Origin of the sequence: Achromobacter sp. ACM02 (genome assembly GCF_014851605.1) — a bacterium.
Taxonomy (GTDB): domain Bacteria; phylum Pseudomonadota; class Gammaproteobacteria; order Burkholderiales; family Burkholderiaceae_B; genus Achromobacter; species Achromobacter aegrifaciens.
This window is the reverse complement of the sequence record NZ_JACUZY010000010.1, coordinates 65510-77817: the sequence shown is the minus strand read 5'-3', so window position 1 is coordinate 77817 and position 12308 is coordinate 65510. Positions and strand designations below refer to the sequence as shown.

Annotated in this window: 12 protein-coding genes; 6 read left to right on the top strand and 6 right to left on the bottom strand. The window is 68.9% G+C overall.

The window, feature by feature from the left end; translation table 11 throughout:
* Positions 1 to 138: 138 nt before the first annotated feature.
* From IB258_RS26185 to IB258_RS26165, 5 genes are read left to right on the top strand one after another with little or no spacing between them, the layout of a single operon-like run.
* A complete protein-coding gene (locus IB258_RS26185) occupies positions 139 to 1308 on the top strand; it encodes a CaiB/BaiF CoA-transferase family protein (protein ID WP_192353392.1) in 1170 nt (389 codons plus the stop codon).
* On the top strand, positions 1305 to 2027 hold the full coding sequence (locus tag IB258_RS26180) for an enoyl-CoA hydratase/isomerase family protein (RefSeq protein ID WP_054453143.1): 723 nt from the start codon (positions 1305 to 1307) through the stop codon (positions 2025 to 2027). Before IB258_RS26185 ends, IB258_RS26180 begins: the two co-directional genes overlap by 4 nt.
* A 31-nt stretch (positions 2028 to 2058) precedes the next feature.
* Positions 2059 to 2892, top strand: a complete 834-nt coding sequence (locus tag IB258_RS26175; protein ID WP_054453140.1) for a CoA transferase subunit A — start codon at positions 2059 to 2061, stop codon at positions 2890 to 2892.
* Positions 2885 to 3619, top strand: coding sequence for a CoA-transferase subunit beta (locus IB258_RS26170; protein ID WP_054453138.1), 735 nt, complete (start codon positions 2885 to 2887; stop codon positions 3617 to 3619). Before IB258_RS26175 ends, IB258_RS26170 begins: the two co-directional genes overlap by 8 nt.
* 9 nt (positions 3620 to 3628) lie before the next feature.
* Positions 3629 to 5125, top strand: coding sequence for a class I adenylate-forming enzyme family protein (locus tag IB258_RS26165; RefSeq protein ID WP_054453137.1), 1497 nt, complete (start codon positions 3629 to 3631; stop codon positions 5123 to 5125).
* Positions 5126 to 5156: 31 nt separating this feature from the next.
* Here the strand turns inward: IB258_RS26165 and IB258_RS26160 are convergent, their stop codons facing one another.
* Both IB258_RS26160 and IB258_RS26155 read right to left on the bottom strand, forming a co-directional pair.
* On the bottom strand, positions 5157 to 6128 hold the full coding sequence (locus IB258_RS26160; protein ID WP_192353391.1) for a tripartite tricarboxylate transporter substrate binding protein: 972 nt from the start codon (positions 6126 to 6128) through the stop codon (positions 5157 to 5159).
* A 59-nt stretch (positions 6129 to 6187) separates the two neighbouring features.
* Complete coding sequence (locus IB258_RS26155) at positions 6188 to 7057, bottom strand: fumarylacetoacetate hydrolase family protein (protein ID WP_054453133.1); 870 nt, start codon at positions 7055 to 7057, stop codon at positions 6188 to 6190.
* A gap of 188 nt (positions 7058 to 7245) precedes the next feature.
* Between IB258_RS26155 and IB258_RS26150 the strand changes: the two genes are divergently transcribed.
* Positions 7246 to 7914, top strand: a complete 669-nt coding sequence (locus tag IB258_RS26150; RefSeq protein ID WP_054453132.1) for a FadR/GntR family transcriptional regulator — start codon at positions 7246 to 7248, stop codon at positions 7912 to 7914.
* Positions 7915 to 7999: 85 nt separating this feature from the next.
* Here IB258_RS26150 and IB258_RS26145 read toward each other — a convergent pair whose 3' ends face one another.
* The 4 genes from IB258_RS26145 to IB258_RS26130 are packed head-to-tail and all read right to left on the bottom strand — an operon-like array spanning position 8000 to position 12184.
* Positions 8000 to 8890 carry a GntR family transcriptional regulator gene (locus tag IB258_RS26145; RefSeq protein WP_119450042.1) on the bottom strand — a complete coding sequence of 297 codons (891 nt, stop codon included), beginning with the start codon at positions 8888 to 8890 and terminating at the stop codon, positions 8000 to 8002.
* A 5-nt stretch (positions 8891 to 8895) separates the two neighbouring features.
* Positions 8896 to 9948, bottom strand: coding sequence for a 4-hydroxythreonine-4-phosphate dehydrogenase PdxA (pdxA, locus tag IB258_RS26140; protein ID WP_054453127.1), 1053 nt, complete (start codon positions 9946 to 9948; stop codon positions 8896 to 8898).
* On the bottom strand, positions 9945 to 11162 hold the full coding sequence (gene dtnK / locus IB258_RS26135) for a D-threonate kinase (RefSeq protein ID WP_054453125.1): 1218 nt from the start codon (positions 11160 to 11162) through the stop codon (positions 9945 to 9947). The genes pdxA and dtnK overlap by 4 nt, the downstream gene beginning before the upstream one ends.
* Positions 11159 to 12184 carry a 2-keto-3-deoxygluconate permease gene (locus IB258_RS26130; protein ID WP_082400881.1) on the bottom strand — a complete coding sequence of 342 codons (1026 nt, stop codon included), beginning with the start codon at positions 12182 to 12184 and terminating at the stop codon, positions 11159 to 11161. Before IB258_RS26130 ends, dtnK begins: the two co-directional genes overlap by 4 nt.
* Positions 12185 to 12308 lie beyond the last annotated feature (124 nt).

Here is a 12308-nt window from a genome sequence, read left to right as displayed (position 1 = left end):
CTAGGGAATGCACTAGGATTGACGCCAAAATACACAAGCATGCGCCAGAGATGGGCTGGATGATGCCAGCCTTGAAGGTCAGCTCTTATAATGTTTTCTTTGTCCCAAATATTGAATTTTCATAACGAGAGGTCAGACATGACACCCAGTTCGGCGCTGGCCGGCATCACGGTGCTGGAGATTTGCAATGTCGCGGCGGGGCCTTTTTGCGGCATGTTATTGGCGGACATGGGCGCCGACGTGATCAAGATCGAAAACCCCGAAGGCGGCGACACGCTGCGCAGCTGGCCGCCCATTTCCGACGGCTACAGCGAAAACTTCGCCTCCCTCAATCGCAACAAGCGTTCGGTGACCTTGAACCTGAAGGATCCCGGCGACCTGGCCTTGGCGCGCGATCTGGCGCTGGCCGCCGACGTGCTGATCGAGAACAACCGGCCGGGCGTGATGGACCGCCTGGGCCTGGGCTATGCGCAGCTGCGCGAGGCCAATCCCAAACTGGTCTATTGCTCGATCTCGGCCTACGGCCAGTCGGGGCCCCGTTCGCAGGAAGGCGGTTTCGACCTGACCATCCAGGCCATGAGCGGCATCATGAGCGTGACCGGCGAAGCGGGCGGCGAACCCGTGAAGTGCGGCGTGCCCGTGGCGGACTTTTCGGCCGGCCTGTACGGCGCCTTCGCCATCGCGTCAGCCTTGCGCGCGGCCCAGGCCAGCGGGCAGGGCACGCATATCGACGTGCCCATGCTGGGCGCCACCTTGGGCATCGCGGCCTTGCAGACCTCGGAGTTCTTCGGCAGCGGCAAGGATCCGGTCAAGCTGGGGTCGGCCCATCCGCGCAACGCGCCGTATCAGGCATTCCGCTGCAAGGGCGGCTACTTCGGCATGGCGGCGGGCAACCAGGCCTTGTGGAAGGACGTCTGCGCAACGGTAGGCCGCGAGGACCTGCTGGCCGATCCGCGCTTTACGGACACCAGCGCCCGTGCGCGCAACCAGACGGCGTTGCGCGAGATCCTCGAGGCGATCTTCGAAGCCGAGGACGCGCAGACCTGGCTGGCGCGTTTCCGTGCGGCGGGCGTGCCTTGTGCGCCCATCAACACCTATTCCGAGGTGCTGGCGGATCCGCAGGTCGAGCACATGGGTTGGGTGCAGCCCGTGGACCTGCCCAACGGCGTGCGCACGCGCACCTTCGGCCTGCCGGTGCGCTTTGACGGCCAGACCACGGCCTTGCGCCGCCGGCCGCCGGCCTTGGGCGAACACAACGATGAAGTGCTGGGCGCGCTGCGCGCCGCCAGAAAGGAGACGGCGGCATGAGCGAGGTCCTGCGCATCGACAAACAGGGCGCGGCGCATGTGTTGACGCTGGCGCGGCCCGACAAGATGAATGCGCTGTCGGCGCCGCTGGTGGAGGCGCTGATCGCCGCATTGGACGAGGCCGAGGCAGGCGGCGCCCAGCTCATCGTCTTGAAGGGCGAGGGCAGGAATTTCAGCGCGGGCTTCGACTTCGGAGGTTGGCAGGAGCAGAGCGAAGGCGACCTGCTGCTGCGCTTCGTGCGCATCGAGATGCTGCTGCAGCGGCTGGCGGCTTCGCCGTGCCTGACGCTGGGGTTGGCGCATGGCCGCAACTTCGGCGCGGGCGTGGACTTGTTCGGCGCTTGCAAGTGGCGCGTCAGCGCGCCCGATGCCACGTTCCGCATGCCTGGGCTGAAGTTCGGCCTGGTGCTGGGCACGCGCCGTTACGCGGCCCTGGTCGGCGCCGAGCGGGCGCGCGCGGTGCTGGAGCAGGCGGCCACGTTCAGCGCGGAAGAAGCCTTGCGCGACGGCTTCGCCAGCCGACTTTCCGACGCTCAGGATTGGCATGCCGTCGAACGCGAGGCGCTGGACGCGGCGTCAGCGCTGAGCTGCGCCAGCCGTGTCCAGCTGTATGCGGCGCTGTCCTCTGAAACGCCGGATACCGATCTCGCCCGCCTGGTGCGCTCAGCCGCCCTGCCGGGATTGAAGGAGCGGGTGGCGGCTTATCTGCAGGCGCGTTGACCTAAGAAGAACACGCAGGGAAGGAGACATCATGGCATCGGGTTTCAATCAGAAGAACAAGCAGTGCACGCTGGCGGAGCTGGCGGCGTTGGTGCCCAACGGCGCGTCGATCGCCTTGGGCGGCAGCTTCCTGCACCGCGGACCGTTCGCCTTCGTGCGCGAACTGATCCGGCAGGGCCGGCGCGACCTGGAACTGGTCAAGCAGTCGCCAGGCTACGACGTGGACATCCTGTGCCGCGCGGGCGCGCTGCGCCGCGTGCGCGCCGGCATCGTCGCCATGGAAGGGAATTTTGGCCTGGCGCCCTGGTACCGCAAGGCGGTGGAGCGGCGCGAAATCGAACTTGAGGAACACGCGTGCGCCAGCCTAACGGCCGGCCTGCGTGCGGCGGCCTTCGGCGTGCCGTTCCAGCCTTGCGGCGGCCTGCATGGCAGCGGCCTGCCCGAACTCAATGGCTGGAAATGCCTGGACGATCCCTACGGCAGCGGTCAGAAGACCTGGGTGGTGCCGGCGATCCGGCCGGACTTCGCCGTGATCCATGCGTCCGAGGTGGACGCGCTGGGCAATGTGCGGGTGCATGGCACGGCGCATTGGGATCGCATCATGTCGCGCGCCGCGGGCAGCGTGCTGGTGGTGGCCGAGAAGGTGGTCGACAGCGCGGTGTTCGAGGCCAATCCGGAATCCACGCTGGTGCCGTTCTTCATGGTGCAGGCCTATGCCGTGGCGCCGCAGGGCGCATGGCCGGGATCCTGCTGGCCTGACTACGCCATCGACTATCCGGCAGTGGAGGCATACATGGACAAACACAGCGATCTGCAGGCGCACATGGCTGCGGCGCCCGAAGCGCGGGAGGTGCAGCATGGCTGAGCAATGGTCGGGTTTTTCCTACATCGTCACCAATCTGGCGCGTTTCATCCGGCCGGACGAGATCACCTTCAGCGGCGTGAATTCCACCATGCCCATGCTGGCCTGCCTGCTGGCCAAGCGCGCCTACGATTGGGACTTCGTCTACATCAACGTGGCCGGCGGCGTGAACCCGCGGCCCTCGCATGTGCCGATCTCCAGTTCCGACCCGGTACTGGCCGAGCACACCGCGTCGATCTTCTCCAACGAAGACTTCTACGACCTGTGCACGCGCGGCCGTATGGATCTGACCTTTCTGGGCGCGGCGCAGATCGACGGCGCGGGCTGCGCCAACAACTCCTGCATCGGCGACTGGCATGAGCCCAAGGTGCGCCTGCCGGGCGGCGGTGGCGGCGCGGTGATGCTGCCCACGGCCAGGCGCGCCTGCACCTGGCGCACCGAGCACTCGCGGCGCACCTTCGTGCCGAAGCTGGACTTCATGACTTCCTGGGGCGGCTTCCACGGCGTGGTCACGCCGATCGCCGTGTTCGTCAAGCGCGACGGCCGGCTGGCCTTGCAGTCCTGGCACCCGGAATCCAGCCTGTCTGAAGTGCGCGAGCGCACGGGGTTCGAATTCGATGCGACGGGCGCCGAGCCGTCCGCGCTGCCCAGCGCAGCCGAGGCGCGCGCCTTGCGCGAGCTGGATCCCGACGGGCAGTTCGAACGCGACGCGGCCGTCGCGCTGCGCTAGGAGACTGCCATGACGATCGCCGATGCCACGCTGGTGGCCGCGTTCGCGCGCCTGTGGAGCCAGCCGCAATGGGCCGGGCGGCCAGCCATCGTGACCGCGGACGGCGCCTTGACGTATGCGGGCTTGCAGCGCGAGGTCGGGCGCATCGCGGGCGGCTTGCGCGCCGCCGGCGTGGCGCGCGGCAGCCAGGTGGCGATCGCGATGGAGCGGTCGCAGGCGCAGGTGCTGGCGATCCTGGGCGTGATGGCGGCGGGCGCCTGCCCGTGTCCCCTGGAGCCGCGCCTGTCGGACGCCGAGACCGCCAGGCGCGTGGCGGCGGTGGGTCTGGGCTGGATGCTGCACGACGCGGCCAACGCGGCCACGGCCCGGGCCAGCGGCCTGGCGCCGCAACACCTGCTGGACGCCGCCGCCGTGGCGCAAGGCCCGCTGGATTGGACGGGCAGCGGCGAGGCCGAGCCCGGCGACGCGGGCCTGCTGCTTTTCACTTCCGGCAGCACCGGCAATCCCAAGGGCGTGCTGTTGAGCCACCGCGGGCTGGCGAACAACGCGCGCGGGGTGCTGGCGCACACCGGCTTGACGCCGGCAGACCGGCTCCTGCACGTGATGCCGCTGCATCACACCAACGCGCTCAACAACCAGATCTTCGCGCCGTTGCTGGCGGGCGCCAGCGTGGCGCTGGCGGGGCGCTTCCGGGCCGAAGACATGCCGGGCTTGCTGCGCGCGTTCCGGCCCACCCTCATCACCGGCGTGCCCACCATGTATGCGCGCATGCTGGAACTGGAGTTCGACCCCGCAAGCCTGGCCGCGTTGCGCTTCGCGCGCTGCGGTTCGGCGCCCATCACCGAAGCGCTGCACCGGCGCATCGAAGCCTTCCTGGGCTGCCCGCTGGTGGTGTCCTACGGCCTCTCGGAGGCCACCTGCACCTCGACCATGAACCCGCCCGCCGCGCGCCGCGTGGGGTCGGTGGGCACGGTGCTGGCCGGCCAGAGCGTGACCTTGCGCCTGCCGGATGGCAGCGAGGCCGCGCCGGGCGGCGAAGGCGAGATCTGCATCGCGGGCGACAGCCTGATGCTGGGCTATGTGGGCGTGGACAGCGCCGACGCGGGCGCGCCGCAGCTGTTGCGCACTGGAGACTTGGGGCGTTTCGACGAGCAGGGCTACCTGAGCATCACCGGCCGCATCAAGGACGTGATCATCCGCGGCGGCGAGAACATATCGCCGGCGCTGATCGAGGGGGTAGTGACGGGTCTGCCGGGCGTGGCCGCCTGCTGCGTGGTGGGCGCGCCCGACGAGGACCTGGGCGAAGTGCCCGTGATCTTCGTGCAGCGCGCGGGCGAGGCCGCGCCGGATGCGCCCGGCATACAGGCCGAGGTGCTGGCGCGCCTGGGCCGCATCTACGTGCCGCGCGAGGTGTTGTGGATCGAGCGCCTGCCCGAGAACGCGGTGGGCAAGGTCGACCGCAAGGCGCTGGCGCGGCAGCTCGCGCCCGCCAGCCTGCGTTCATGAAGCGTAGGGACGCCTCGGGCGTCCCGTTACGCTATTCGACCTTGCCGATCCGGTTGACCGCTGTCTCCAGCGAGGCCGTGTCCTGCTTCCAGTATGCGTCGAACGCGGGCGCGTCCAGGTACTGCACGGGGCTCCCAGTGCCGGCGATGCGCGCCTGGACTTCGGGATTGCTGGCGACGTCCTTGACGGCTTGGCGCAGCTTGTCGATGACGGCCGGCGGCGTGCCGGCCAGGGCGAATACGCCTGACCACTGCACGAAGCTGATGTCGTAGCCCTGCGATTTGAAGGACGGTACGTCCGGCAGGCTGTCGAGCTTGCCGTCGCCCCAATGCGCCAGCGCCCTGACGCGCCCCGCCTGGATCAGCTGCATGACGCTGGACGGCCCGGTGGCCAGGGCATCGACCTGGCCGCCTACCAGCGCCTGCACTGCGGGGCCGGCGCCGGTGAAGGGCACATGCATCATCTTGATGCCGGCCGCGCTCTGCAGCATTTCCATCGGCACGTGCATGGTGCCGTAGATGCCGGAAGAGCCGTAGCTGAACTTGCCGGACTGCTTCTTCGCCGCGTCGACGAATTCCTGCAGCGTCCTGTACGGCGCGTCCGCGCGCACCACCAGCACGGTGGGATCGGCGGTGATGCGCGCAATCGGCACGAACTGGTCCAGCTGATAGGCCGGCTTGCGTTCCAGCAGGCGGTCGGCTGCGGGCAGGATGGAAATCGACGACAGGCTCATCAGCAGCGTATAGCCGTCGGGCTTGGCGCGCCCGGCCTGGCCGATGCCGATGGCGCCGCCCGCGCCGCCCTTGTTTTCGATGACCACGGCCTGGCCCAGCCTGTCGCCCATGGCCTGGGCCAGCGGCCGCGCGATCGTGTCGGCGACGCCGCCGGGCGGGAAGGGCACCACCATGGTCACGGGGCGTTCAGGGTAGCCGGCAGCCAGCGCATTCGCGGCTCCCAGCCATAGCAAGGCGGCCGCGGCCGCCCGGTAGCAACGCAGATTCATGTCTCACTCCTTGTGCTTCCTGCTGCCGAGCCGCCCCGTGTTCATTCCGGGGCTTGTACTCAGACGAAGCGGTTTTCGATATGTCCGATGCCGTCGATTTCCACGCGCACCACGTCGCCGTGCTTGAGGAACCGAGGCGGATTCAGGCCCTGGCCCACGCCGGCCGGCGTGCCGGTGGCGATGACGTCGCCCGGATACAGCGTGATGCCGCGCGAGCAGGTTTCGATCAGCGTGGGGATGTCGAAGATCAGGTCCTCGGTATTGCCGTCCTGGCGCAGTTCGCCGTTGACCCAGCAGCGCACGCGGGTCTTCTGGCCGTCCAGCTCATCGGCCGTCACCAGCCAGGGGCCCATGGGGCAGAAGGTGTCGAAGGACTTGCCCAGATCCCATTGCTGGTGGCGCATCTGCACGTCGCGCGCGGTGACGTCGTTGACCACCGTGTAGCCGATCACGTGGCTCATGGCCTCGGCGCGGGAAATGTTGCGACCGCCCTTGCCGATGACCACCGCCAGTTCGGCTTCGTAGTCGATCTTGTCGGACACGCCCACGGGCAGTTGCACGTCGGCCCAGGGGCCGACCACGGTCTGCGGCACCTTGGTGAACACGATGGGCCAGGATTCGGGATTGGCGTCGTTGTCCTTGAAAACCGAGTCGCGCAGTTCCTTGGCGTGGGCGTGGTAGTTGCGGCCCACGCAGAACAGGTTGCGCCGCTGCGCCGGCAGCGGCGCTTCATGTTCCACCTGGTCCCAACCGTAGGACGAGCCGATCTTGCCCGGCAGGGCGCGGCCTTCGGCCAGCCACTCCACGGCGGTCAGCGCGCCGGCCGCTGCGAGTTCGCGCGGGAAGTCCAGGGCGGTCACGCTGCCGCCGTCGTCGGAAACCACGCCGATGCGGCGTTCACCGTTGATCCGGAATACTGCAATCTTCATGCTTGCTCCCTGGGCGGTCCGGCCGCCCGTGCTTAATACCAAAAAGTACCAATTGAGTGAGTAATCAGGCCCAATTGCGGAGAAGGATATACCAAGTAAACCAATTTTCCTAACAGGATTAATAGTTTTTTAGGCGTGTATTGGTCTGTTTTGGTATCATCTGGCCGCTAGCCATTCTGGGACGGTCCATGGACAAAGCTTCCGCCTTGCGCGCGGTCATCATTGAAAATCTGCAATCCGGCGCCTGGCCCGCCGGCCATCGCCTGCCCACGGAACGCGCCCTGAGCGAACAATTCGGCATCAGCCGTTCAACGGTGCGCCGCACCCTGGCCGACTTGAAGGTCGAAGGCTTGATTTCGCAGCGCGTGGGTAGCGGCACCTACGCCAATCCGCCCTCGGTCCTGGCGCAGGCCGAAGGGCTGCTGCGCACCGAAGTGCTGTCCACCAGCCCGGCCGAACTGATGGCGGCGCGCTTGGTGCTGGAACCGGCGATTGCGGCCTTGGTGGTGCAGCACGGCAGCCCGGCCGATTTCGCCGCCATGCAGGACGCCTGCGCGCGGGCCGAGGCCGCCGACAGCTTCGAAGCGTTCGAGATCTGGGACGCCAAATTGCACGAATTGATGGCCACGGCCACGCACAATCTCTTCATCGAAAAAGTGTTCGCCCTGATGACGGCGGCGCGCTCGCAGGCGACCTGGGGCGCCTTGAAGCGCAGGAGCCTGACGCCCGAGCGGCGCCAGGCCTATCAGGTCGAGCATCGCGAGATCGTCGATGCGCTGCATGACCGGGACGCCGAACGGGCCATGGAGGCCGTGCGGCGGCATCTGCTGCACGTGAGGGACAACCTGCTGGGCTAGGGGTCGCAGCGTCCGCAGGGCGCAGGGGACTGCGGCGCGGCCGGGTCTTGGCCGCAGCAAGAGCGGCCGGCGCGGGCTGCGCGCCTCAGGGCTGCGCGCGCAGCCTGGCCAGTTCGGCGGAAAGCTCGGCCACCAGGGCCTGGGCGCGCGCCAGCGGATCGTGGCCCTCGGGCGAGGGCTCCGCGGGCGTGTCGGGCGTCTGCAACCGGGGCTGCACGCTTTCATGACCCATGCTGACGTCCACGTCGAACACCAGTTGTTCGGCGCGGTGCCAGGTGGTGAACCATTCCAGGGGGCGGCCATGCTGGTCCATGCCCTGGCCTTGCAGCATCAGCAACGGCGTGCCGGCTTGCGTGCCCAGCAGTGCGGCCAGCGTCTGGTCGGCGGCAACCGCCCGGATCTGATTGCGCCCGGCGCCTGGACGCAAGCCGAAGCGGCGCGTCAGCACGCCATGCAGGGACGCGTCGGCGAGATCTTCGGCGCGCAGGCCCGGTACCGCATCGGCGGGCAGCCAGGTGCGCACGTAGGCCAGCGGCGCGTCGGCCACATGGCGCAGACGCTCCAGCATCAGCAATTGCGTGGTGCCGAAGAAGGCGGCTACGTCCGCGGGCGGCTCGGCGCGCGCGAACGCGAGCACGCGGGTCTGCAGGGCCACGCCGGACTGCGCGAACTGCTCGTACAGGCCGGTGGAGCGCTGTACCAGCCGGCGGTGTTCCTGGGGCGCGGCCACGCTGGCGGGACGCCCGGTTTCGCGCTGGATCAGGCCTTCGGTGGCCAGGGCCGCCAGCGCCTGGCGCACCACGCTGCGCGCCACGCCGAAGCGTTCGCACAGCGCCGCCTCGCTGGGCAGCACGGCGCCGGCCGCGAGCTTGTTCGTGCGGATGTATCCGCGCAGCAGGGTCGCCACCTGGGCGTGCAGCGGGATATCGCCGGAGCGATCAAGTACGGGCAATGCGTCGTGCGTGGCGGGCGCCATGGGAATCAACCTCCGGTTTGTGCCCGCGCAGTTTCCCACACATGCGTCCAGCCCGGGGCCAGATGCGCGGCGCGCTCGGCGGCCAGGATCAGGCTGTCCTCGCGGGCGATGCCGCGGCCGGCAATGTCGAAGGCGGTGCCGTGGTCGACGGACACGCGCACGACGGGCAGGCCCACCGTGATGTTGACGCCGTCGTCGCCGTAGACCGCCTTGAAGGGCGCGTGGCCCTGGTCGTGGTAACAGGCGATCACGAACTTCCACTTGCCGCGCACGGCTTGCGGGAACAGCGCGTCGGCCGGAATCGGACCTGCGGCCAGGATGCCGGCGGCATTGGCTTCGGCCACCGCGGGCGCCAGGATGTCGGCGTCTTCGGTGCCGAAGATGCCGTTTTCGCCGGCATGCGGATTCAGGCCCGAGACTGCCACCGGCTGGTCGCCGCGGCCCAGCGCCTTGGCGAACGAGCCGGCCAGGCGCAGCACTGCGCGCATGCGCGCCGGGGTCAGGTCTTCGATGGCCTGGCGCAGCGACACGTGAGTGGTGGCGTGGAAAATGTAGAGGTCGCCGGCCGACAGCACCAGCGAGAAGGTCTTGACGCCGAACTCGTGCGCCAGCAGTTCGGTGTGGCCGGGCCACTTGTGGCCGGCGGCGTGCATGGCCGCCTTGTTCAGCGGGGCGGTGACGATGCCGTCGACCTCGCCGGCGCGCGCCAGGGCGCAGGCCGTGGTGACAAAGCGCACCGAGCCGTCGCCCGCGTCCGCGCTGATCTCGCCCAGCTTTACATGGGCCAGCGACGGGCCGGCCTGCAGCACTTCGATCGTGCCGGGCGTGTTGGCGCAGTCGGCCGCGCGGTCCAGCTTGCGCACGATGGCGGGGTCGCCGCCCAGGCCGCGCACGGCGTTGGCCATCACGTCGACGTCGCCGACCACGAGCAGGCGGGCCTTCTGGCGCAGTTCGTCATGGCCCATCAGCATCTTGGCCGTGATTTCCGGCCCGATGCCCGCCACGTCGCCCAGGGTTACGGCCAGCAGGGGCAGTTTGCCCGGTTGGGGTTGTGTCATCGCTTGAATCTCCTGTCGCGGATCGCGCGCACCGCGCGAACCAGTACATCTTCGGTGCCAAAGCCGCCGGCCTTGGTCACCACGGGCAGGCCGGCGGCCGTGCCTCCGGTCAGCGTGCCCAAAGGCACGCCGCCCATCACTTCATCCACCAGCGCGATGCCGCGGGCGCCCAGCGCCACCAGCACGCTGCGCGCGCCGTCGCCGCCGGTGGCGACCACGCCGGCCGCGTTCGCGCTGGCGATCAATTGCGCGGCCAGGCCGCCCAGGCGTTCGGCGACGGTCTCGGAATCCAGGCCGTCCAACTGGCCTTCGGGCGCCAGCAGCAGCACCGTGCCGGCTTGCGCGGGCGACCGGGCATGCGCCTGCAGCAGCGGCTGGCTCCAGGCCTGCCATGCTGCGTCGTCGGCCAATTGGGCCAGCGAGGGCGTCCAGGTGTCGGCGCCCGAGGCTTGCAGAGCCGCGGCTTGTGCGCGTGCCGCGCTGTGCTGCGAGGTCACCACCACCACGACCGGCGCGGTCTGGTCGGCGCCGGCCCAAACGCGGGCCAGCGGTACGGCAAGGCCGCCCGCGCCCACGGGCAGGGCGTGCACGCCCAGCAAGCCGATGGCGCGCGCCAGGCGTTCCAGGTCGGCTTCGGTGGCGGCGTCAACCACCACGGTGTTGCCGGCCGCGCGGATGCGCGCCGCCAGCGTTTGCGGCGTGTCGCCTGCCTGCGCCGCCACATGGGCGCAGCCCAGCAGGGTGGGGATATGGCTTTCGGTCACGGGGGTGACCGGATCGGTGGCCGCCGAGGTCTCGGTGACGGGCTTGCCATTGACGTAGAGCACGCCTTGTTCGACGGTGCGGCCGGTGGCCGGGAAAGCCGGGCAGATCACCGCAATGGTGTCCGGACCCCAGGCCTCGCGCGCCGCATCGATCTCGGCCTTGAAGGCGCCACGCAAGGTGGAATCCACCTTCTTGTACAGGCGTGTGACGCCGGCCGCGCGCAGGCGGCGCACGTTGTGCCAGACGACTTCGGCCGCGTCGGCGGTCGACAGGGGGCGGCTGTTGGTGGTGACCGCCAGCACTTCCACGCCGGCGGCGCCAGGACCGGACAGCGCCTCGTCGGCGCCGCCGATGGACAGATGGGTGTTCCAGCCGGCGCGCACGAACTGCACCGCCGTGTCGCCGGACCCGGTCAGGTCATCGGCGACGATGGCGATGGCGGGATTCAAAGCGCCTCTCCGCGCGCTTCACGCAGGGCGGGCGCGACCGTGGGGTCGGCGTCCTCGGATTTGAGTTCGCCGGCGCGCTTGAGGAAGTACGAGGCCAGCATCGGCGCCAGGATCGAACTGATCAGCACGCAGGCGGCGACCTGCGCGGTGGCGGTCGACACGTACTGCTGGAAGTTGGGGTCTGCGGCCGCCACCACGGCCGGGGTCGCGATGGCGTTGCCGGCGGTGGTGCCGGCTGCGAAGCCCAGGCCGCTCTTGCCGCCGCGGCGCAGGATGTAGCGATAGCCCAGGTAGACCAGGCCGCCGGTGATGGGGCTGATGATCAGGCCCAGGATCAGGCCGCTGACGCCGCCGGAAACCACGGCGCCCAGGTTGATGCCGGTGCCCAGCGCGAAGGCGAAGAACGGGATGACGATGTTGGGCACGGGCTTGAGCACGTCGCGCCACTTGGGGTCCAGGTTGCCGACCACCACGCCCAGCAGGAACGGCACCAGCGCCGCCACCAGGGCGATCATGGGGATGTCGGCCAGGCCCGAGGCGCCCAGGAACAGCAGGCTGAAGAAGGGGCCGTCGTTGACCGCGCTGGCCACATAGGCGCCGCGGTCGCGGGCATCTCCGTACTGGCCGGTATAGGCCAGCCACAAGCCGCCGTTGCTGTTGTCGAAGGCGGCCAGCAGCGCCAGGATGGAGACGCCCAGCACGCCGTCCAGGCCGACGTAGCTGCCCAGGATGATGATGAGGGTGGCGGGCACCAGCGTCTTCATCAGCAGGATGGTGCCGGCGGTGGCCAGGATGGGGCCGCCGGTGCGCGCATTGACCTGGGTGCCGGTGGCGAAGATCAGCAGCGCGATCAGGGGCAGGGCGCTGTTCTTGAACAGTGCCGTGGTGAACCCGCCGATCGCCAGGGCGTCGGGAGCGAAGGTGCCGATCAGGGAACCCAGGATCAGCGGCACCAGCATCAATCCACCGGGGATTTTCTGCATCGTGCCAAAAAAGGGCGAGCGGGAAGTTTCGGTCGACACTATCGGAGTCTCCAGGACGGTTTTTCTAGGTTGCAGACGTTCGAGCGCGCGTCTGTCAGACGGTTGAACAGGGATGAAAAACCGTAGTGTACACCTGTACGTACAGCATGTACGTACAGGTTCC